General features: G+C 67.1%; 20 protein-coding genes. 9 read left to right on the top strand and 11 right to left on the bottom strand.

The features are described from left to right. From KDG50_05860 to KDG50_05880, 5 genes are all read right to left on the bottom strand, one after another. Nucleotides 1–196 (bottom strand): hypothetical protein (locus tag KDG50_05860; GenBank protein MCB1864935.1); only part of this gene is annotated, 196 nt, incomplete at its 3' end. After that, nucleotides 196–2331, bottom strand: coding sequence for an FAD-dependent oxidoreductase (locus tag KDG50_05865; GenBank protein ID MCB1864936.1), 2136 nt, complete (start codon nt 2329–2331; stop codon nt 196–198). The genes KDG50_05865 and KDG50_05860, both read right to left, overlap by 1 nt. Nucleotides 2332–2342: 11 nt before the next feature. After that, the gene (locus KDG50_05870) at nt 2343–2891 is read right to left on the bottom strand and encodes an SPOR domain-containing protein (GenBank protein ID MCB1864937.1); all 549 of its coding nucleotides are present in this window, start codon (nt 2889–2891) and stop codon (nt 2343–2345) included. 27 nt (nt 2892–2918) lie between these two features. Next, the gene (locus KDG50_05875) at nt 2919–4676 is read right to left on the bottom strand and encodes an arginine--tRNA ligase (protein MCB1864938.1); all 1758 of its coding nucleotides are present in this window, start codon (nt 4674–4676) and stop codon (nt 2919–2921) included. Between the two features lie 92 nt (nt 4677–4768). Next, nucleotides 4769–6973, bottom strand: a complete 2205-nt coding sequence (locus KDG50_05880) for a primosomal protein N' (GenBank protein MCB1864939.1) — start codon at nt 6971–6973, stop codon at nt 4769–4771. Nucleotides 6974–7477: 504 nt separating this feature from the next. On the opposite strand from KDG50_05880, the gene KDG50_05885 reads away from it, so the two are divergent. Both KDG50_05885 and KDG50_05890 read left to right on the top strand, forming a co-directional pair. Continuing rightward, nucleotides 7478–8077 carry an HNH endonuclease gene (locus KDG50_05885; GenBank protein ID MCB1864940.1) on the top strand — a complete coding sequence of 200 codons (600 nt, stop codon included), beginning with the start codon at nt 7478–7480 and terminating at the stop codon, nt 8075–8077. A gap of 8 nt (nt 8078–8085) precedes the next feature. Beyond that, a complete protein-coding gene (locus tag KDG50_05890) occupies nt 8086–8952 on the top strand; it encodes a fructosamine kinase family protein (protein MCB1864941.1) in 867 nt (288 codons plus the stop codon). A gap of 53 nt (nt 8953–9005) precedes the next feature. On the opposite strand, the gene lon is transcribed toward KDG50_05890, so the two are convergent. Further along, entirely contained in the window at nt 9006–11363 is a 2358-nt protein-coding gene (lon, locus tag KDG50_05895) for an endopeptidase La (protein MCB1864942.1), read from the bottom strand. A gap of 143 nt (nt 11364–11506) precedes the next feature. After that, a complete protein-coding gene (hemE, locus tag KDG50_05900) occupies nt 11507–12598 on the bottom strand; it encodes a uroporphyrinogen decarboxylase (GenBank protein MCB1864943.1) in 1092 nt (363 codons plus the stop codon). An 81-nt stretch (nt 12599–12679) separates the two neighbouring features. Here hemE and KDG50_05905 point away from each other — a divergent pair, with 81 nt between their 5' ends. The 5 genes from KDG50_05905 (at nt 12680) to KDG50_05925 (ending at nt 17494) form a co-directional block, all read left to right on the top strand. Further along, nucleotides 12680–13210: a 2OG-Fe(II) oxygenase gene (locus tag KDG50_05905; protein ID MCB1864944.1), complete on the top strand. Its 531-nt coding sequence runs from the start codon at nt 12680–12682 to the stop codon at nt 13208–13210. 336 nt (nt 13211–13546) lie between these two features. Continuing rightward, the gene (locus KDG50_05910) at nt 13547–13885 is read left to right on the top strand and encodes a sulfur globule protein CV1 (protein ID MCB1864945.1); all 339 of its coding nucleotides are present in this window, start codon (nt 13547–13549) and stop codon (nt 13883–13885) included. A 297-nt stretch (nt 13886–14182) separates the two neighbouring features. Then, the gene (locus KDG50_05915; GenBank protein ID MCB1864946.1) at nt 14183–15688 is read left to right on the top strand and encodes an MBOAT family protein; all 1506 of its coding nucleotides are present in this window, start codon (nt 14183–14185) and stop codon (nt 15686–15688) included. A 2-nt stretch (nt 15689–15690) separates the two neighbouring features. After that, nucleotides 15691–16815, top strand: a complete 1125-nt coding sequence (locus tag KDG50_05920) for a hypothetical protein (GenBank protein MCB1864947.1) — start codon at nt 15691–15693, stop codon at nt 16813–16815. A gap of 40 nt (nt 16816–16855) precedes the next feature. Further along, complete coding sequence (locus tag KDG50_05925) at nt 16856–17494, top strand: hypothetical protein (protein MCB1864948.1); 639 nt, start codon at nt 16856–16858, stop codon at nt 17492–17494. Between the two features lie 30 nt (nt 17495–17524). Here KDG50_05925 and KDG50_05930 read toward each other — a convergent pair whose 3' ends face one another. Continuing rightward, nucleotides 17525–17830, bottom strand: a complete 306-nt coding sequence (locus KDG50_05930) for a DUF1499 domain-containing protein (GenBank protein ID MCB1864949.1) — start codon at nt 17828–17830, stop codon at nt 17525–17527. 218 nt (nt 17831–18048) lie between these two features. On the opposite strand from KDG50_05930, the gene KDG50_05935 reads away from it, so the two are divergent. Together KDG50_05935 and KDG50_05940 are read left to right on the top strand one after the other, a co-directional pair. Continuing rightward, the gene (locus tag KDG50_05935) at nt 18049–18594 is read left to right on the top strand and encodes a DsrE family protein (GenBank protein MCB1864950.1); all 546 of its coding nucleotides are present in this window, start codon (nt 18049–18051) and stop codon (nt 18592–18594) included. Continuing rightward, on the top strand, nt 18591–19145 hold the full coding sequence (locus tag KDG50_05940) for a hypothetical protein (GenBank protein MCB1864951.1): 555 nt from the start codon (nt 18591–18593) through the stop codon (nt 19143–19145). Before KDG50_05935 ends, KDG50_05940 begins: the two co-directional genes overlap by 4 nt. 88 nt (nt 19146–19233) lie before the next feature. Here the strand turns inward: KDG50_05940 and KDG50_05945 are convergent, their stop codons facing one another. The 3 genes from KDG50_05945 to hslV are packed head-to-tail and all read right to left on the bottom strand — an operon-like array spanning nt 19234 to nt 21506. Continuing rightward, nucleotides 19234–19605: a DUF971 domain-containing protein gene (locus KDG50_05945; GenBank protein MCB1864952.1), complete on the bottom strand. Its 372-nt coding sequence runs from the start codon at nt 19603–19605 to the stop codon at nt 19234–19236. 14 nt (nt 19606–19619) lie between these two features. Next, on the bottom strand, nt 19620–20954 hold the full coding sequence (gene hslU, locus KDG50_05950) for an ATP-dependent protease ATPase subunit HslU (GenBank protein MCB1864953.1): 1335 nt from the start codon (nt 20952–20954) through the stop codon (nt 19620–19622). A 6-nt stretch (nt 20955–20960) separates the two neighbouring features. Next, a complete protein-coding gene (gene hslV, locus KDG50_05955) occupies nt 20961–21506 on the bottom strand; it encodes an ATP-dependent protease subunit HslV (GenBank protein MCB1864954.1) in 546 nt (181 codons plus the stop codon). Between the last annotated feature and the right edge of the window lie 99 nt (nt 21507–21605).

Genomic DNA, 21605 nt, shown 5'->3' on the forward strand with positions numbered 1-21605 from the left:
AAAGCGTGGTTTTTCGTCTTCTTGCATTTCTGCTGGCCAGAACGCCAGCAGAAATGGCGGCACCTCCCTGTGCCGCGGGAAACCCAAATCCGTTCCGGGTTTCCACAACGGAAGCCCTGATCAATCCACCGTGAACAGCCGGGTCGGCGCGCGCGATTGCGGCAATCGGCCCGGATTCGGTGACCAGTCGAACCATCAGCTCCGGCGCAGGGAAAACCATCGCCGTGTCGCCGCGAGTGCCCACTGCGGTGCGTTCCTGCGCCGCCAGACCAGCGCCGCGCGCGCGACGGCTTCGGCCCGCGTCGGATATGCGGCGAGCAGTGCGGCGAGTCTGTTGAGCCCGGAGCGCCGGCCGATCCACGGGGCGACCAGCGCGATGAGATCGCCGGCAGCGGCACCCACGATCGTTGCGCCAAGCAGCTCCGCGCGGCCGGGCACGCTGCGGTACTCGACCCAACCCTCCGTGCAGCCATCGGTCACGGCACGGTCGAGTTCGCTGAAGTCAAAGCGTGTGCGCTCGAACGCGATGCCGTCGCGCTGACACTCCGCTGCGCTGCGCCCGACCGTGGCGATCTCCGGATCGGTATACACGACGGCCGGCACCCGCCGGGTGTCGATCGACCTTCGCCGCGGCCCGAGACCGAGCGCATTGACCGCGGCGACCCAGCCCTGCTGGCCGGCCAGGCTGGTCAGGTACGGCGGGCCGATCGCGTCCCCACAGGCCCAGACGTTCGGCACCCTTGTCCGCAGCTGGGCGTCCACCTCGATGGCGCCGTCCGCACGCGCGGGGATTCCAATGGCGTCGAGGCCCAGACTGTTGGTCACGGCCCGCCGGCCGAGCGCTATCAGCACGCGATCGAACTCGATCGCAACCGTGCTTGCATCGGCGCGCTCGCAGTCCACGCGGCCGCCGGTCGCATCACCCGCGAACCGCAGGGCACGCGTGCCGAGGTGCAATTCAACGCCGTCCGCGCCCAGGCGCCCGGCGAGCAGTGCCGCGACCTCGGCATCGACGCCGGGCAGCAGCTGATCCGCCGCCTCGATCAGTACGACCCGACTGCCGATCCGTGCGAATGCCTGCGCCAGCTCGCAGCCCATGGCACCGCCTCCGACCACGCACAGCCGGGCCGGCAGGGCCGCGAGCGACCACACCGTTTCGGAACTCAGCGGCGCCACGGCGGCAAGCCCGGGAATCGGCGGAATGACCGGCTCGGCCCCGGTCGCGATCACGATGGCGCGGGTCGTGAGGTCGCGGCCATCGACGACCACGGACCAGGGCGTGCGCAGGCTCGCGATTCCGGCAATGACATCCACGCCCAACCCGCGATAGCGCTCGGCCGAGTCGTGCGGTTCGATCGACCGGATCGCGCCACGCACCTGCGCCATCACCGCATCGAGCGGCACCCGATCGGTGGCCGTGACGCCAAACCGTGCCGCCGAGCGCGCGGCGGCCACGGTGTGCGCGACGTGCAGCAGCGCCTTGGACGGCACGCATCCGGTGTTCAGACAGTCGCCGCCCATTGCCCCGCGCTCGACCAGCGCAACCCGCGCGCCAAGCGTCGCGGCGACATTCGCGGCGACCAGGCCGGCCGCCCCGCCGCCGATCACGACCAGGTTGTAGTCGTAGCGCGGCGGACGTTCGAACCCGCGCCACGCGCGTCTGGCCTGCATCCAACGCACGATCCAGCGCGCCACCAGGGGCAGCAGACCCAGCGCCGCCAGCGCACCGAGCAGCCCCGGTGAAGCAATGTCCGCAAGCGATTCGATCTGCGCGAGCTGCGTGCCGGCGTTCACATAGACGAACGTCGCCGGCAGCATGCCGACGAAGCTCACCAGCGCGAAGCGCACGACCGGCATCCGCGTGAGACCGAACACGAGGTTCACGACGAAAAACGGCACGATCGGCACGAGCCGCAAGGCGAACAGATAGAACAACCCGTCGCGGTCCAGCCCGCGCTGTACCGCGGCGAGGCGCGTCCCGAAGCGCGCCTCCACCCAGTCACGCGCGAGGTAGCGTGCCGCCAGGCAGGCCAGGCTCGCACCGAGCGTGGCGCCCACGATCACCAGTGCCGCACCCGTGCCGAGACCGAACACCGCCCCGCCGGCCAGCGACAGCGCCGTCGCCGCCGGGATCGACAGTGCCGTAACCGCGATATAGAGCGCGAGATAGGCCAGCGGTGCGAGCCACGGATGGGCGGCATTCCAGGCCGCGATGTCGTCGCGAACGGCGCGCAGGCCGTCCAGACTGAGGAGTTCGCGCGGCAGCCAGACCAGGGCCGCGACGATCACGGCGACGAGCACGGCAAGCAGGATCAGCCGATGCCGTTTCATCGGCGGCGGACTCAGTCGCCGCGCTCGCGCAGCACCACGGCGTTCAGGCCGTTGCGCTTGAGGGTGTCGCGCACTTCGCGCGCACTGCGCGCATCCGGATACGGGCCGAGCCGCACGCGATGCCAGGTGTCGCCCTCGTGCGCGAAGCGCTGGATCGTCGCGCGCAGACCGAGCAACGCAACCTGCGCCTTGAGCTGGTCGGCCTGATCCGCGCGGCGGAACGAGCCGACCTGCAGGGTGTAGCGTCCGGAGGCGTTCGCCGCCGGTGCCGCGTTCGGTGTCGGCGGCGCGGGGGTAGCCGGTTCGGAATCCGGCACCACGAACTCGCGTTCGGGCAGCACGGTGAAGAAGTCGAAGCGCGGGGTCTTGCCGGTCGGCGCCGGTTCGGCCTCGACCACCGGCGGCACGGGCGCCGGCCCCACCGGCGGCAGCCAGGGCTTGCCCATCAGGCACCAGCCGGCTACTGCGAGTCCGGGGATCAGGCCGGCGACGAACCAGACCGGCCCGCTGACCGTTCGTGGCGCGTCGCGCTGGGCGCGGTGACGAAAGTCGCGTGGCATTGACCGAAGCCCCGGACGCGCGGCGCCCTACATGCTGTCCGGCGCCGACACGCCGATCAGGTCCAGCCCCGCGGCGATGACCGTGCGTACCGCGAGCATCAGCTTGATGCGCGCGTCGCGCAGCGGCGCATCGTCGACCAGGAACGGCTCGGCGTTGTACCAGGCGTGAAAATCGGTCGCGAGTTCGCGCAGATACGACGGCAGCTGATGCGGCTCGAGATTCGCCGCGGCCGTCGCCAGCACTTCCGGATATTGCGCAAGCCGCTGCATGACCGCGATTTCGTGCGCGCTGGCGAGCCGCTCCAGATTGGTCTGGTCGGCACTCGGCTTCACATCCAGGCCGCGTTCCCCGGCCTGACGCAGCACCGCGGCGCTGCGCGCGTGCGCGTACTGCACGTAGTACACCGGGTTGTCGTTGTTGCGCGACTTTGCGAGTTCGAGGTCGAAGTCCAGGTGCTGGTCATGCCGGCGCATGACGTAGAAGAACCGCGCCGCGTCGCGGCCGACTTCCTTGCGCAGTTCGCGCAGCGTCACGTACTGACCGCTGCGGGTGGACATTGGCAGTCGCTCCGTGCCGCGATAGAGATTCGCGAACTGGATCAGCAGCACTTCGAGCTTCGCGGGATCGAGCCCCATCGCCGACAGCGCGCCGCGCACGCGCGGCACGTAACCGTGGTGATCGGCACCCCAGATGTCGATCGCCAGATCGTAGCCGCGTTCGAACTTCTGCGCGTGATAGGCGATGTCCGAGGCGAAGTAGGTCGCCTGACCGTTGTCGCGCAGCACCACGCGATCCTTTTCGTCACCGAAGTCCGTCGCGCGAAACCAGCTCGCGCCGTCGCGCTCGTAGATGTAGCCGCGCTCGCGCAGCCGTTGCACTCCGGTGACGACCGCACCGCTCGTGACGAGGTCGCTTTCCGGATACCAGTTCTGGTAGTCGACGCCGAACTGCGACAGGTCATCGCGGATGTCGTCGACCAGCGTGTCGCGCGCCGCGGCGAACACGATCGCCCAGTCGGGCTCGCCGAGCAGCGAGCGTCCGCGTTCGATCAGCGCATCGATGTAGCTGTCGGCGTCGCCACCCTGCGGCGCGTCCGCCGGCAGGCCGTCGAGCACCTCACTGAGCGGCCGGCGACAGCGCTCGGCGTGTTCACGGTGCACGGTCGCGGCGATGTCCCAGATGTAGTCGCCCTGGTAACCCGCCGCAGGGAACGGTGGCGCGTCACCGCACAGTTCGAGATAGCGCAGCCAGACACTCGCGGCGAGGATGTTCATCTGCCGGCCGGCGTCGTTGATGTAGTACTCGCGCTCGACCGTCCAGCCCTGGGTCTCGATCAGGTTCGCCAGGCTCGCCCCATAGGCCGCGCCGCGACCGTGGCCGACGTGCAGCGGACCGGTCGGGTTGGCCGAAACGAACTCGATGAGCACGCGCCTGCCGGAGGCCTGTTGCGAGCGGCCGAACGCGGCACCCTGCGCGAGCACCTCGGCGACCACCGCATGCCAGGCCGCTGGCGCGAGCCGGAAGTTGATGAATCCGGCGCCGGCGATGTCGACCCCGGCGAGCCACGACACCGGCGCCAGACGCCCGACAATCGCCTCGGCGATGGCGCGCGGCGGTCGCCGCGCGGCCTTGGCGAAACCCATCGCGGCGGTGCAGGCAAAATCCCCGTGCGCCTTGTCGCGGGCGCGCTCGATCTGCACCTCGGGCAGCCCGGACGGCAGCACGCCTTCGGCCTGCAGGGATTGCACGGCCGCATCGACCAGATCTCGAATCGCGTCACGCATGGATGGTTCGGCACAAGCCAGGGACAAAAAACCGGACGCGCATTATCCCGAATCTCGCGCACGAAACAGCACGGCGCGCGGCGGTCTGCCCGTCAGTCAAAGTCCTGCGGGTCCACATCCACCGACCAGCGCACGGTCCGCGCCGACCGGAGGGCTTCGATCACGGGCAGCCAGTCGTCGAGAAAACGGTGCAGCGGCGCGCGCTGGGCAGCAGACACCAACAACTGTGCGCGATAGCGCCCGGCGCGCCGCTCCATCGGCGCGGCAACCGGACCACTGAGTTCCACATCCGGTGTCTGCGTGGCGCGCGCGCGCGCCTGGGTCAGAAAACCGTGCGCGGCGGCGCGATCGGTCGCCTCGGCGCGGATCAGCGCCTGATACCCGCAGGGCGGCAGCCCGGCGGCCGCGCGCTCGGCCAGCGCCGCCTCGGCGAAGCCCGCGTAGTCGTGCACCAGCAGTGGACCGAGCAGCGGATGGTTCGGGAACGCGGTCTGCAACCAGACCGTGCCCGGCAGTTCCGCGCGTCCCGCGCGGCCGGCCACCTGCACGACGAGCTGCGCCAGGCGCTCGGGTGCGCGGTAGTCGACGCTGTACAGCCCGCCATCGACGTTGACGATGCCGACCAGGGTCACGCGCGGCAGGTCGTGACCTTTCGCGAGCATCTGCGTGCCGACGATCAGCCGCGGCCCCGCTTGCCCGATCTCATCGAACGCCGCTGCGAGGGCCGCGGCGCTGGCCGTGCGATCGCGGTCCACGCGCGTGACCGGTGCGTCGGGAAAACACTCGGCAAGGTGTGCCTCGATGGCCTCCGTGCCGGCGCCGACCGGACGCAGCGCGTCCTGCCCGCAGGCCGGACAGCGCTTCGGAACGGACTCGGTCGCGCCGCAGTGATGGCAGCGCAGTTCGGCGCTCGCGCGATGCCAGATCATGCGTGCGTCGCAACGTCGGCAGCGTGCGTCCCAGCGGCATTCCACGCACAGCAACACGGGTGCCCAGCCGCGGCGGTTCAGAAACAGCAGCGCCTGTTCGCCGCGCGCGAGCGTGTCGGCGACCGCCGCGCGCAGCACGTTTGAAAGGCCGGACTCCAGCCGCTGGCGTCCGCTGTCGATCGTGCGCACCGGGGCGCGTTCGGCCCCGCTGGCGCGCGTGCCGAGCCGCAGATGCGCGTAGCGCCCGCGCGCGGCGTTGTGCAGGCTTTCGAGAGATGGCGTTGCCGAGCCGAGGATGATCGGCACGTCGGTGAGCTGTGCGCGGCGCACCGCGACATCGCGCGCGTGATAGCGCAGTCCGTCCTGCTGTTTGTAGGAGCCGTCGTGTTCCTCGTCGACGATCACCAGCCCGAGCCGCGGCATGGGCGTGAACACCGCCGAACGGGTGCCGAGCACGATGTCCACGCGCCCGGCGGCGGCCGCGGCCCACTCGCGCCCGCGGCGCGCCGGCGTCAGACCCGAGTGCAGCACCGCGATGGAATCGCCGAGCCGCGAGCGAAAGCGCCGCTCGGTCTGCGGCGTCAGTGCAATCTCCGGCACCAGCACCAGCACCTGCCGGCCGTCGGCGATCACCTGCGCCGCGCGGCGCAGAAACACCTCGGTCTTTCCGCTGCCGGTCACCCCATCGAGCAGGCTGACGCCGAAACCGGACGGCTGCTTGGCCAGCGCCTCCAGCGCAGCGGCCTGATCAGCGGTGGGTTCGGGCGCCGGTTCGGTCAGCGTCGCGGCGGCGGCGGGCTCGTGGTCCAGCGGTTCGATCCAGCCGAGTGCGTGCATGCGACGCAACACCGCGGCATCGGCGCCCGTCCGTTCGCGCAGATCGGCGACCAACAGTCCGGCGGGCTGTTCCAGCAGGGCCTGCCATGCCGCACGCTGACGCGGCGCGCGCTCAAGCGCCCGTGATTCCAGTGCATGTCCGGCTTCGCTCAGGCGCCAGGCGAAGACACGCGCCCGACCCGCCGGTTCGAGCGCGCCGAGTGTCAGCGACGGCAACGCGGTCGCCACGACCTCGCCAACCGGATGGTGGTAGTACGCGGCGGTCCAGCGCAGCAGGTCGAGATCGCGCGCACCGAGCACGGGCGCATCGTCCAGCCGCTCGTCGATCTCGCGCAGCTTTGCGGCACCGGCCGACGCAGCCGCCGGCCCGAGCACGAGCCCCACCCGATGCTGATTGCGAAACGGCACCCGCACCCGCATCCCGGGCGCGATGCCGAGGCCGGACGGCGCGCGATAGCTGAAGGCCGTGCGCACGTGCACGGGCAGGGCGACGTCCCAGATCTGCGCGAGATTGTCGGCGGAACGCGTCATCGGGCCGCAAACACCGGGCTGTTGCGGCTGTCGCAAGAACGCCGGGCCCGCGCCGGCTGTGGATAACTCTGTGTGCAATGCAGCGCGATCGGCGTCGTGAGCGGGCCGCCGACGGTGCGGACCGCGCACCGGGCAACTCCGCGCGACTCTGGACATAATCCAGTTAAAACAATCACTTGGTAACCAAGTCGGGGCGTCGGGTGGTGACGGGTCACAGTTACGTAACAAAAGCAGGACGCGCTTGCGAATATGTGCATAAGTCGTTGAGCCGGCTCAGGCTGGTCGCGGACGGTCGACCGCTTGCGCGCGGATCGTCCGGCGTGTAATTTTCTGCGCGGCTGCCCGGACACACTGCTCGGACGGCGACGCCGCCGTCGGCAGGGCTTCGGGCAGTCGGAGCCATATCGACCATGCCGCAGACCTGTTGCTTGGTGAGCCTGGAAACCGATCGGCTGCGGCCGTTCGGCGGGTCCGTTGCACGCGCTGCGCGGGGAGCCACGGCCAATGCCTGAGCTGAGCCAGCAGATTCTACGTACGGATGCCGCCGGCATGCCGGTGGAATGGATCGGCTTCCAGGAGGCCGCCCGCCTGTTTCACCTCGAGCAGGTCGCCTACACCTGCGGGCGCGAGCTGTTCACCATCCGCGGCGGCCACAACGCGATCAGCGGACTGCGCAGCCGGCTCACGCTGTCGACCATCATCGCGACCTACGGTCACAACCATCACCTCGGCCGCCAGCGCGAGGACTATACCCCGCCGCTGAACAACCCGGCGCTGTTCCGCCGCGACGCGCACCTGTGTCTGTACTGCGGCACCGAGCACCCGCGCGCCCAGCTCTCGCGCGACCATGTGGAACCGCTGAGCCACGGCGGCCAGGATCAGTGGACCAACGTCGTGACCGCCTGCAAGCGCTGCAACAACCACAAGGCCGGCCGCACGCCGGAGCAGGCCGACATGGAACTGCTCGCGATTCCGTTCACGCCCACGCACGCCGAGTACGTCTACCTGCAGGGGCGACGCGTGCTGGCCGACCAGATGGAATTCCTGCGCGCGCATTTTCCGCGTTCGAGCCCGCTGCGTAACCGTACCGGCTTCGACTGGTAAGAGCCGGCTTGACCCGCTGGGACGAAATCGCCACCGCGATTTCCGCGGCCACCGGCGAGGCTTTCAAACCGGACTCGCAGCGCAGCGTCGGCGGGGGCTGCATCAACACCACGGCCGTCGTTTCCGCCGGCAAGCGTCGCTATTTCGTCAAACTCAATCGCGCGAACCGACTCGGCATGTTCGAGGCCGAGTCCGCGGCACTCGCCGCGCTGGCCGCGACGAAGACCTTGCGCATACCCGCGCCGATCGCCTCGGGCATTGCCGGCGACGAAGCCTTCCTGGCGATCGAGTATCTGGACCTCGGCGGACGCGGCGACCTGGCCCAAGCGGGCGCTCAGCTCGCGGAGCTGCATCGCAGCCAGACCACAAGCTTCGGGTTCGATTGCGACAACACCATAGGCGCCACGCCGCAGCCCAACGGCTGGATGGATGACTGGATCGGATTTCTGCGCGAACGTCGACTGGGTTTTCAGCTCAAGCTCGCCGAACGCAAGGGCCATGGCGGCGAGTTGCGCGGCCTCGGCGAACGCCTGCTAGCGAAGCTCGATGGTTTCTTTGCAGACGGCACGCCGGCACCCTCTCTGCTGCACGGCGATCTGTGGGGCGGCAACTTTGCGTTCGACCGGGACGGCAGTCCGTGCATCTACGATCCGGCGAGTTACTACGGCGATCGCGAGGCGGACCTTGCGATGACCGAACTTTTCGGTGGCTTCGGTCCACGGTTTCGCGCCGGTTATACGGAGGCCTGGCCGCTCGCGCCCGGTCACGAACGTCGCAAGACGCTCTACAACCTCTACCACATCCTCAACCACCTGAACCTGTTCGGGCCCGGGTATCTCGGTCAGGCGGTCGCCATGCTGAGATCGCTGACCTGACCGGCGCATTGACAGCCATATTCGAATGAAGCCAGGGCGGCTTGATCAGAGTTTCAAAAAAGCATCTCGACGACCTGCGGAAACTTGTCGACGAAATGCACCTCGAGCCCTTCGCAGACGTGCTCGGGCAGCTCGTCGTAATCGCGCCGGTTGTCCTCGGGGAGAATCACCTCGCGAATCAGCGCACGCTTGGCGGCGGTCAGCTTTTCGCGCACGCCACCAATCGGCAGCACCTGCCCGGTCAGCGTGAGTTCACCGGTCATCGCAAGCGCGCGACGCGGCCTGCGTCCGCGCGCCAGTGACAGCAACGCCGAGGCAATCGTGATTCCCGCCGACGGTCCGTCCTTGGGGGTTGCGCCTTCCGGCACATGCACGTGCACGAACGCGCGCGAAAAGAACGCCGGGTCGGCGCCAAAGCGCGCGGCATTCGCGGCGATGTAGGAATACGCAAGCTCAGCGGACTCCTTCATCACGCCGCCGAGCTGGCCGGTGAGTTTGAACCCGCGCCGGTCGTGATGCGTAACGCTCGATTCAACATCGAGCACCGCGCCACCGAGCGAAGTCCACGCCAGCCCGGTCACGACACCAACGATGCTGCGTGTACGTTGCCGGCGGTACAGGGGTTCGCCGAGATAATCGACGATCTCTTCGACGCCGACCCGGATCGCCCGCCGGCCGTCGAGCAGTTCCACGATCGCCTTGCGCGCAATCTGGCGCAGACGTTTTTCCAGCGTGCGCACGCCGGCTTCACGCGCATAACCTTCGACCACGCGCCGGATCGCGGCCTCGGTGATCGACAGGCGCTTGCCGTTCAGGCCGTAGTCAGCGAGCAGGGTCGGCCACAGGTGACGGCGCGCGATCTGCACCTTCTCTTCGGTGAGATAGCCCGCAAGCCGCAGCACCTCCATGCGATTGAGCAGCGGCGCCGGAATGGTGTCGAGCTGATTGGCCGTGCAGACAAACAGACAGCGCGATAGATCGAAACGCACGTCCAGGTAGTGATCGAGAAAGTCCGCGTTCTGCGCCGGGTCCAGCACCTCGAGCAGGGCCGAGGCCGGATCGCCATGGAACGAGGCGCCGATCTTGTCGACCTCATCGAGCATGATGACCGGATTCGCCACACCGGCGGCCTTGATGGCCTGGATGAATTTGCCCGGCATGGCGCCGATATACGTGCGCCTGTGGCCTTTTATTTCGGCTTCGTCACGCATGCCGCCGACGCTGAATCGATAGAACTCGCGACCGACGGCGTGCGCGATCGAGCGCCCGATGGAAGTCTTGCCGACACCGGGCGGGCCCACCAGCAGCAGCATGGAACCGCCCACCCGGCCGCGCAGGCGACCGACTGCAAGGAACTCGATCACGCGTTCCTTGACGTCTTCGAGGCCATAGTGCTCGGCATCCAGCACACTGCGCGCGTGCTTGAGGTCCAGACGATCTTCGGAATAGCGCCCCCAGGGCAGCACCGTCAGCCAGTCCAGATAGTTGCGCGTGACGGTGTACTCCGGTGAACCGGTCTCGAGCACGGCGAGTTTCTGCAACTCCTCCCCGATGCGCTCGCCCGCCTCCGCGCTGGGTTCCATGCTGTCGAGACGCTCGCGAAACCGCTCGATTTCGGCGGTGCGATCGTCCTTGGACAGTCCAAGTTCCTTCTGAATCTCCTTGAGCTGTTCGCGCAGGAAGAACTTGCGCTGCTGCTCGTTTATGGTTTCCTGAACGCGTTCGCGGATGCGGGCCTGCAGGCGCGCCACTTCCAGCTCATGCTTGACCAGCACCAGCACTTTCTCCATGCGTGCGATGAGCGGGACGGTTTCCAGCACCTGCTGGAGTTCCTCGCGCGAGGCCGTGGTCAGGTTCGCCGCGAAATCCGCAATCGCCGAAGGATCGTTCGGGCTGAAATGATCGACGAAGTTGCGCAACTCCTCCTTGTACAGCGGGTTCAGGGGCAGCAGCTCCTTGATCGCCTCGATGATCGCCATGGACCAGGCCTTGAGCTGCGAGGGATCTTCGGCGGGGGCATCCGGATAGCGCACGCGCACGCGAAACGGCGGCTCCCTGGAAACCCATCGAACGATTTCGCAGCGCGCCATGCCCTGCGCAATGAAATGGATATGCTCATCGCTGCGCGTGGGGTTGTGCATCCGCACGACGGTGCCGATCTTGCGCAGGCTGCGTGGCCTGGCCTGTTCTTCGTGCTCGGCATCGGTCAGCACGAGCATGATCATTCGATGTTCGGTGTTGCCGACGGCATCCACCGTGGCGAGCCAGTGTTCCCGGTCAACCAGAATCGGCATGACCTGCGCCGGGAAGAACGGCCGCTCCTTCAGTGGCAGCACGATCAGCTCGCCGGGCAACACATCACCGGAGCGAGCGAGTTGTTTTGCGTCACTGATCGCCGCGGAATCGTTCAATCGTTCATCTCAATCTTCGGGTGTGATACGCGCCGCGCAAGCCAATGCGGTGGCCGGCTGGTGGGAGACCGGATGATCGCACAGAAGCCGGGGAACTCAAAAAAATGGCCGCGTAACGCGGCCATTCTTCGTTGCTGCGGCAACTATGTGCGCTGCGCCTCGCGTGCGCGGCGCTTGTGGTACCCGGCGCTTTCGCGATGCACGGTGTCGACGAGCACCGCGACATTGTCCGGAATCGCATCCGGACTGATGCCGTGGCCAAGGTTGAACACATGCCCGGCATGCGGACCGAAGCTTTCCAGCACTTCGATGACGCCACGCTCGACCCGCTCGGCACCGGCACACAGCAGGCACGGGTCGAGGTTGCCCTGCAATGCCACCCGGTCACCGACCCGGCGCCGCGCATCACCGATCTCGATCGTCCAGTCGATTCCGACGGCATCGGCACCGATGGATGCAATGAATTCCAGCCACGGGCCACCGCCCTTGGTGAACACGATCACCGGTACGCGACGGCCGTCGGCCTCGCGCCGCAGCTGTGAAACAACCCGCTGCATGTAGCCGAGCGAGAACGCCAGGTAGTCGCGTTGTGCCAGCACGCCGCCCCAGGTGTCAAAGATCATGACTGCCTGCGCGCCGGCGTCGATCTGCGCGTTCAGATAGTCGGCCACCGATTGCGCAAGTTTCGCCAACAGCGTGTTGAGAAGTTCGGGCGCGTCAAACAGCATCCGCTTTGTGACAGCGAAGTCGCGCGAGGAACGCCCTTCGATCATATAGGTCGCAAGCGTCCACGGGCTGCCCGAGAAACCGATCAGCGGCACTCGCCCGTCGAGTTCGCGGCGAATCACGCGCACGGCGTCCATGACGTAGCCGAGCGTGTCGTTCGGATCGGGGATCGGCAGGCGCTCGACATCTTCGGCGGTCCGCACGACACGCGCAAAGCGCGGCCCTTCGGCTTCCAGAAAATCCAGACCCAGGCCCATCGCATCTGGAATCGTCAGGATGTCCGAAAACAGGATCGCCGCATCCAGTGCGAAACGATCGAGCGGTTGCAGGGTCACCTCACATGCGAGGTCCGGCGTGCGGCACAGATTCATGAACGAACCGGCACGTGCGCGGGTGGCTCTATATTCCGGCAGGTAGCGCCCGGCCTGGCGCATGAGCCACACCGGTGTGACATCGACGGGCTCGCGCATCAGCGCACGCAGAAACCGGTCATTCTTGAGCGCAGTCAATTTCGGAATCCCCGTTGCAGCAGGTGGCCGGCTATTGTACAGATCGACCCGCCCCGCACCGGCAGTTCACACGAGCATCGAATGTTGATCAGCCTTCACGATTGCGCACCATGCCGCGAGCTCAATTCGACGCTGGTGCAGCGCTTCGAACGGGCATTTGCCGCGGGCCTGCTTCGCGGCAGCCATCACTATGAGGCGCGCGACGAGAATCTCTACTGGGACCACGACCGACCGGCGGAACTCGAACAACTGCTCGACAGCGCGCGCCAGTTCAGCGCCGGGCGGCTCGGGGTCGACGCACTGCGGGTCAGGATCGGCGGCTGGTTCAACCGCGCACCGCCCGGCAGCCGCACGACTGCGCATCGTCACGACAGCGGCGACGAACAGGTCTCGGGCGTCTACTACCTGCAGGCCGATGCGGGCGCCGGCGACCTGCTGATCTACCCGCGGGAGGGCCGGCGGCGCATTGCACCGGTCGAGGGCCGGTTCGTGCTGTTCCCGCCGAACCTCCTGCACGAAGTCGAACGCAACGCCTCCGGGCGCATTCGGCTGAGTTTCGCGTTCAACGCCACGAGTATCGCAGCGCCGCCACAACACAATGCGAAAGAATAAATCGCAGTTGGCCAACACGTAGACCGGAACGCGCGCACCGTGACCATGGGCCCAGCCGCCCAGCCGATGGGCCGCAACCTGCAACGCAACAGCCGCAACACACGCCTGTCTCGTGACGAGCAAAACGCCCGTTCTTTATAAGTAAAAAATAAAATACTGGACCACGGTTTCGAAGGCGTGCACGCGGACTGGGCAAGCCGTGCGGTTTTGATCTATATTAATTCAGCTGTATCTGGAAGCCGTTAGACTGACCGCCCGCCACACGATGGGCGGCTCGTTCCAGAAGCACTATCCGCGGCGCGGCCGCGGCTTTTTTTCACCAATCGAGGAGCCAACATGAAAAAGACTCTGATCGCGCTGTCGGCCGCCGGCCTGCTGGTCGCCGCCACCTCCGCTAACGCGTGGTGGGGGCCGGGCTACGGCAACAACATGTGGCGCGGCGGTCCGTTCGACGGCTGGGGCATGGGCGACGGCACCGGCGACATGGACTTCAGCATGAGCGGTCGCGGTGGCGGTCGTTCCTATGGTCGCGGCTATGGCCGTGGCGAGGGCTCTGGCTACGGTTACGGCTCTGGCTATGGCTATCCGGGCTATGGCTACGGCTATGCGCCGTATGGCTATGGCTACCCGCCGCCCCCGCCGCCGGTCGCTCCGCCGGCTCCGGCGGGCAACTGATCGGCGCCGCAAGGCAACCGTTCAGCAACGAAAGCCGGGCCCAGTGCCCGGCTTTTTCGTTTGGGGCCCCAGCCCCCGGCTCCGCGGGGTACCGCGTCGAAAACCAACGCTCAGCCCTCGAACGCGCCCCGGCCGGGGCGGCGCCTGTTCAGCCATGGTGCCGACCGGCCGCTTCCGGTATGTTCGCGCAAGCGGGCGCCCCTGCGGCATTGGCCCCACCGCGGCGCAGCCGAGCCCGGTGGTCCGGCACCGACTGATCACCCGACACTCGCGTCCGGCGGCTGACGCCCTCAGCCCATGCTGTTCAATTCCTACGAATTCATCTTCGCGTTCCTGCCCGTCACGCTGGCGCTGTGGTGGTGGCTCGTGCTGGCCGGGCGGCACGGCAACGCGCAGGCGTGGCTCGTGCTCGCCTCGCTGTTTTTCTATGCATGGTGGAACCCGATCTATCTGCCGCTGATTCTCGGCTCCATGACGATGAACTTCATGCTGGGCCTGCGCCTGATGCGAAGCCCCTCGCGGGGGCTGCTCGCGATCGGTGTCTGTCTGAATCTGCTGCTGCTCGGCGGATTCAAATACACGGACTTTCTGCTTCAGAACCTGAATCTTGCGCTCACCGAGCCACTGCCGCTGACCGGCATCGTCCTGCCACTGGCCATCTCGTTCTTCACGTTCCAGCAGATCGCATTTCTGGTCGACAGCCAGCGCGGACTGGCCGCGGAACCGCGTCCACTGCAATACGCGCTGTTCGTGACCTTTTTTCCGCAACTGATCGCCGGACCGATCGTGCATCACGCCGAGATGATGCCGCAGTTCGCGCGCCGCTTTTTTGGCGAGCGCTGGCGACATGTTTCCGTCGGCATCAGCATCTTCACGATCGGACTCGCCAAAAAGGTGCTGCTGGCCGACACGTTTGCCGGTTTCGCAACGCCGGTGTTCGACGCGGCGGCACAGGGCCATACGCTGACCGCAGTCGAGGCCTGGGGCGGTGCGCTGGCGTATACATTGCAGCTGTATTTTGATTTCTCCGGTTATTCGGACATGGCGATCGGACTCGCGCGCATGTTCGGCATCCGTCTCCCGGTGAATTTCGCCTCGCCGTACAAGGCCCGGAACATCGCGGAGTTCTGGCGCCGCTGGCACATGACGCTTTCGCGGTTCCTGCGCGACTATCTCTACATCCCGCTCGGAGGCAATCGTCGGGGGCGTCTCGCGCGCTACCGCAATCTGCTCGTCACGATGCTGCTCGGTGGCCTCTGGCATGGTGCGGGCTGGACCTTCGTCCTGTGGGGACTGTTGCACGGCATCTATCTGATCACGCATCGCGCATGGCGTCGACTGAAACGGAACGCATCGAATCATCAAGTTGCGAAGCTGTTCGCCTCGGCACTGACCTTTGTTGCAGTCGTCATCGGCTGGGTGTTTTTCCGCGCACAGGATGTCGAGTCCGCGCTGCGCGTTCTGCATGGAATGGCCGGCCTGGAGGGGCCCGGCATACCGATCAGCGTCCTTGGACCGCTCGCGTCGTTCGTGCCGGGCGAATGGACCCGTGACAGCGGACTGTTCGAGGGCCTGACTCAATTCGGCTGGCTCGGTGCCGGACTGGCCATCGTGTTTTTCGCGCCGAACACCCAGACGCTGATGCGCCGCTACCGACCGGCCCTCGGTGCATGGTTCGAAGGTGGCTGGCCACCGTTGCGCTGGCGCATCGGCACGCGACACGCGCTCTTCATTGCAGTGCTGTTCGTGCTTTGCGTGCTCAGCCTGCTGCGGCCGAGCGAATTCATCTACTTCCAGTTCTGAAGATGCCTGGCCCTGGGAAGCGCTATGCACTGCTGTGGATCAGCGCGGTGTTCGTGCTCGTGCTGAGCGTCGCGCTGCTCAACCGGATCGTGGATCCCTACGGGGTCTGGGGCGGTCCGTACCGCAGCGGCATCAACGCCATCAAGCCGGAACAGTTCAAGCTCGCAAGTCTGTTCAAGGCCGCGGCCGTCATGCGCAACCGGCCACGACAGATCGTGCTCGGTTCATCGCGCGCGGAGATCGGGATCGATCCACGCGACATCGGCGACCATGCCTACAACCTCTCGGTTGCCGGCGGCCATCTGCCCTCGATCCGTGCCGTGTTCGATCACGCACTCGACAATCAGCCGCAGCTCGAACGTGTCGTGCTGGGCCTGGACTTTTTCATGTTCGACCGGAATCTTGCTGCAGCTGAAGGCTTTGAACCCGACCGGCTCATGCGCAGGCGAATTGGCCTCGTCGACCGTGCGCGGACCCTGCTGTCGACCGACGCGCTGCTGGCGAGCATTCGCACGCTGGCCGTCAATGTCTCGGGCGCCGCAGTCGACAACGACTACGACGAACTCGGCATGCAGACCTTTGCCGAGCGGCGAAAACGCCTTACGCACACGCCACTGCCGCAATGGTTCGAGCGTTCTCTGGCGATCTACAGGCGAAGGTTTGCAGATTTCGCCTACGATCCGGAACTGTTCACAGAGCTTGATCACATCATCAGCGCCTGTCGTGCACACAACGTGCGGCTTGATCTTTTCATCAGCCCGACGCACGCCCTGCACCAGCAGGCCATCCACAACGCCGGTCTGTGGCCGGTCTACGAAGACTGGAAGCGCAGGCTCGCCCGGCGCGCCGCCGTCTGGGACTTCTCCGGTTTCAATACGATCACCACTGAACCGGTCGGCGTTGTGATGCAGAACTACTGGGACGTCTCGCATTACCGCGCTTCGATCGGCCGACGCGTGCTGGCCCGCATGCAGGGTGACGCGGACGACGGCTTTGGTCGCCGTCTGGACCCAAGCGCAACCGAGTCCGCACTGGCCGCAGTTCGCGATGAGCGGTCCCGCTGGGTCGAAAGCAATCCGGGCTGGACGCGCTGGTTCGCCTCCGCCGCGGGTACACCCGCGGATTGAACATCAGTAAGATTCGGCGTTCACGCACAGAGGTGTCCAAATGACCGAGTCTCAGGGTTCAATCGTCGGGGCGGAACTCGTCATCGGCCCGGGCTGCCCGCATTGCGAGGCGCTGCTTCGTGAGCTGACCGAATTCGTACGTCAGGGCGAACTCGCGCGGGTGCTGGTGCTCAATGCCGGCCTCGAGCCGGAGGCCGCGCGCGAGCGCGGTGTGCGCAACGTGCCGTGGCTGAAGCTCGGGCCGTTCGTGCTGACCGGCGCCCGCAGCGCCACTGAGCTTTCGCGCTGGATCCACCATGCCCGGAACCCGGGGTCCTGCGTGGCCCGGATCGAGCATGCGCTGGAACATGGCCGCGTCGACGATGCGACGGCCGAGTGCGCGGACGCCGAAGGCCAGGCCGCGCTGCTGCAGTTGCTCGCCGACCCGGACGTACCGCTGAACTCGCGTGTCGGGCTTGGCGCCGTGGTCGAAACGCTTGCTGAAGACGGCCGGCTTGCGGCCCTCGCTGAAGGGCTTGCCGAGATCACGCGTGCCGAGGCGACCTCGCTTCGAATCGACGCCTGCCACTATCTCGGGCTCGCCGGCGGCGCGGCCGCGCGCAAGGCGCTCGAGCGCTGCCTGAATGACGCCAGCGAGGAAGTCCGTGAGGTCGCCGCCGAGGCGCTGCGCCAAGCGTAGTGTGAACTGGCCCTAACTCGCCGCGCGGGCTCAGCGCGTCCCGTCGTCCCGGGCGCGAAGCTCGTCCAGAAGGTCCAGGATATGGCGCGCGTTCGTGCCCATGTCGGATCGACCTACGCGCGACGCAGAACGGACATCCACACGCGTCCCGCCAGCAACCGCACTCAGCGCAATCTCGAGGTCGTCGCGAAAGCGCAGCCAGCGCGTCGTGACCACCGCATGTATCCGGTCGACCGGACCGGCATCGACGGTCTCCCAGCCCAGTCTTGCGATGGCCGCCACGACACGCTCGCGTGCCTGGCCGGGCGCGAGGCCGTCGAGGACGATCCCGCGCATCTCCGGCCAGGGATGATCCGGTCTCGTCGCCGCGACATTGGTGCCGAGATACACCTTCAGTCGCGCCCACGGCCCTGGCGGTTCGAACAGTGGCAGGTCGTTCTTGGCCACGGTCACGAGCAGGATCACCGGCCAGGCAACCAGAACACCCAGCAGCAGCTTTAGAATCAGGCCCGTAACGTTCAAACCCCGACCTCCGGCGACGGCGGACGCCTGACATGAATCGACATCCAGAAAGACTCGCGCAAATCCACGCCCGGCTCAAGCGGTTCAGGTTTCTACACCGTTCGTTCGCCGGCGCAGTTCTGACGCTGCTGTGCGCGGCAAACGCGGTCGCCGACAAGGGCGACCCCGACTTCGAGCGCGTGCTGAATGCCGCGGCGCCGCCCCCGGGCGTGGTCTTCGAGGTGGTGCAGTCGCGCGAGGACGACATCCGCTGGGCGCTGCCGCTGGTCGCCGATCGGGCGCGCAGGCTGCGCGAACGCTTTCCGGAGCTAGCCGTGGCGGTCGTCTTTCACGGCAAGGAGGAATTCGCCCTCATGCGTGACCGTGCCGAACGTTACCCCGAGGCGCACGCCGAGGTGCAGGCCCTGAACAGCGCCGGCGTCAACGTGCATGTCTGCGAAACGCACGCTTCGTGGTACCGGCACAGCGCCGCGGACTTTCCGGACTACGTCAAGGTCGTCGCGGCCGGGCCGGCAACGCTGAACGACTACGAGGCCCTCGACTGGGTGCGCCTGTTCGTGACCAGGCCCGGGAAGTGAGTGCAACCACACCGTCCGAGCAGGAGCGGCAGATTCTCGCCACCCATGCGGCGTTCATCCGCGGGGTGGTCGAGGCCTGCGGCGACCCGAGCCGGCGAGCGCCGATCGAACAGCTGTTCCCGGCCATGGTCGCCAACGGTTGGCAGGCCCTGGTCGAGGCCGTACGCGCGATTTTTGCCGGCAAACGCGAGGCCGTGCTTGCCGGTCCGCTCGATGACGAGGACCGCGCCGTGGTACGCGCGATCCTGCGTGGGTTGCAGAACCCGGACAGCCTGCCCACCCCGGAAGCACCGGATCCGGCGGCCGCCGCCCCGGGGCTCGCCGGGCTGATTCGGGCGGCCGCCCGCGGTGATGCGCAGGCGCTCGCGGCGCTCGGGACGATGGGTGAACAGATGCGCGCGGCCGGCGGCGATCTGGCCAGGCTGGCCGGGGTGATCCGGCCGATGCTCAACGGCGAACGCGACCTGGACCGCCTCACCCGCGGCATGGGCGAACGCGGTCAGCAGTTGTTGCGCTCGATCGTCGAGGCGCTCGAGCGCAGTCTGCACTGACGCTGACTGAATCGGCGTGTCCTGCCGCACGGCGGCGTGCAGGGCGGGCCGGCCTCACCGGAAGGACCGAACCTTACCGGGGAGTCCTCTAGGCCTCCGGCGCCTTGCGCTTGTGACCGGCCGCGGCCAGCCGCGCGAGATAGTCGTGCCAGTTGCGGCTGTAGTGTCGGCCGAGGCTGTAGAGCGTGTCCCAGGAATAGATGCCGGTGTTGTGGCCGTCATCGAAATGCAGGCACACGGCGTAGTTGCCGACCGGATCGATCGCCTCGACGTTCACGCCTTCCTTGCCGACCTGCAGCACGCCCTGCCCCGGCCCGTGCCCCTGCACCTCGGCCGAGGGCGAGTACACGCGCAGGTATTCGGCCGGCAGGTTGAAGCGCTCGCCGTCGTCGAACGCGACCTCGAGGGTGCGCGACTTGCGGTGCAGATTGATTTCGGTCGGCATGGGCTTGGATGCCATCGGAACGACTCCCGTCAGAGGATGTAGCGGCTCAGGTCTTCGTCGGACGCAAGCTCGGCGAGCTGCGCGTCGACGTAGGCACGGTCGACCTCGATCACGCCCGTCTCGCCCTCGCCGGCCTCGAACGAAACGTTTTCCATCAACCGTTCCATGACCGTGTGCAGACGCCGCGCGCCGATGTTCTCGGTGCGCTCGTTGACCTGCCAGGCGATCTCGGCGAGACGCGCGATGCCGTCGGCATGGAAACGCAGATTCACGCCCTCGGTGCCGAGCAGCGCGACATATTGTTCGGTCAGCGAGGCATCCGGTTCGGTCAGGATGCGCACGAAATCCCCGACGCTCAGTGCGTCGAGTTCGACCCGGATCGGCAGCCGGCCCTGCAGCTCCGGAATCAGGTCCGACGGTTTCGCCATGTGAAACGCGCCCGAGGCGATGAACAGCACGTGGTCGGTGCGGACCATGCCGTACTTGGTGGTCACCGTGCAGCCCTCGACCAGCGGCAGCAGGTCGCGCTGCACGCCCTCGCGCGAGACATCCGCGCCGGTGACTTCGGCACGGCGCGTGATCTTGTCGATCTCGTCGAGGAAAACGATGCCGTGTTGTTCGACGGCGTCGATCGCGCGGGCCTTGATGTCCTCGTCGTTGATCATGCGCGCTGCCTCTTCCTCGCGCAGCAGTTTGAGCGCCTCGCGCACGCGCAGCTTGCGGTGCTTGCGGCGCTGGCCAGCCATGTCCTGGAACATGCCCTGGAGCTGCTGGGTCATTTCCTCCATGCCCGGCGGCGCCATGATCTCGACCCCGAACGCACGGCTGGAGATCTCGATCTCGACCTCACGCTCGTCGAGCTTTCCTTCGCGCAGCTGCTTGCGAAACTTCTGCCGGGTGTCCGCCTGGTCGTCACGCGGGTCAGCCGCGTTCCAGTCATTGCTGGACGGGCGTGGCAGCAGCGCATCGAGCACGCGCTCCTCGGCGGCATCATCAGCGCGATGGCGGACCTTCTCGACCTCGGTCTCACGGGTCATCTTCACCGCGGCTTCGGCCAGATCGCGGATGATCGAGTCGACCTCGCGCCCGACATAGCCGACCTCGGTGAATTTCGTCGCCTCGACCTTGATGAACGGCGCGTTCGCCAGCCGTGCCAGACGCCGCGCGATCTCGGTCTTGCCGACACCGGTCGGGCCGATCATCAGGATGTTCTTCGGCGTGACCTCTTCACGCAGCGGGCTGTCGAGCTGCGCGCGGCGCCAACGGTTGCGCAGCGCGATCGCCACGGCGCGCTTGGCGGCGCGCTGGCCGATGATGTGCTTGTCGAGTTCCTCGACGATTTCGCGCGGGGTCATGTTCGACATCGATGGTTAGTCCCCGGGAGCCAGTTCTTCAAGCACGATCTGATGGTTGGTGTACACACAGATGTCCGCGGCGATGCCGAGCGAACGCTCGACGATTTCGCGCGCACCGAGCGGCGAATGCGCCAGCAGCGCGCGCGCGGCGGCCAGCGCGTAGGCGCCGCCCGAGCCGATCGCCATGACGTCGTCCTCGGGCTGCACCACATCACCGGTGCCGGAGATCATCAGCGATACCTCGTGATCGGCCACCGCCAGCAACGCATCGAGGCGGCGCAGCATGCGATCGGTGCGCCAGTCCTTGGCGAGTTCGACGGCCGCGCGGGTCAGGTGCCCGGAGTGCTTCTCGAGCTTGCCCTCGAAACGCTCGAACAGGGTGAAGGCGTCGGCCGTCGCACCGGCGAAGCCGGCGAGCACGCGCTCCTTGTACAGGCGGCGCACCTTGCGCGCGTTGCCCTTCATGACCGTGTTGCCCATGGTCACCTGGCCGTCGCCGCCGAGCACGACATGGCCGTCGCGACGAACGCTGAGAATGGTCGTGCCGTGAAATTCGATCATCTGGACGGGTGCAAAACGCTGGCGGGGGCAAACGGGCGCCGATTGTAAACGGCGCCCGGCGGCGGTCCAACCCGGTCCGGAATTTGACCCGCGCAACCC

This window comes from Chromatiales bacterium, from assembly GCA_020445605.1.
GTDB lineage: Bacteria > Pseudomonadota > Gammaproteobacteria > JAGRGH01 > JAGRGH01 > JAGRGH01.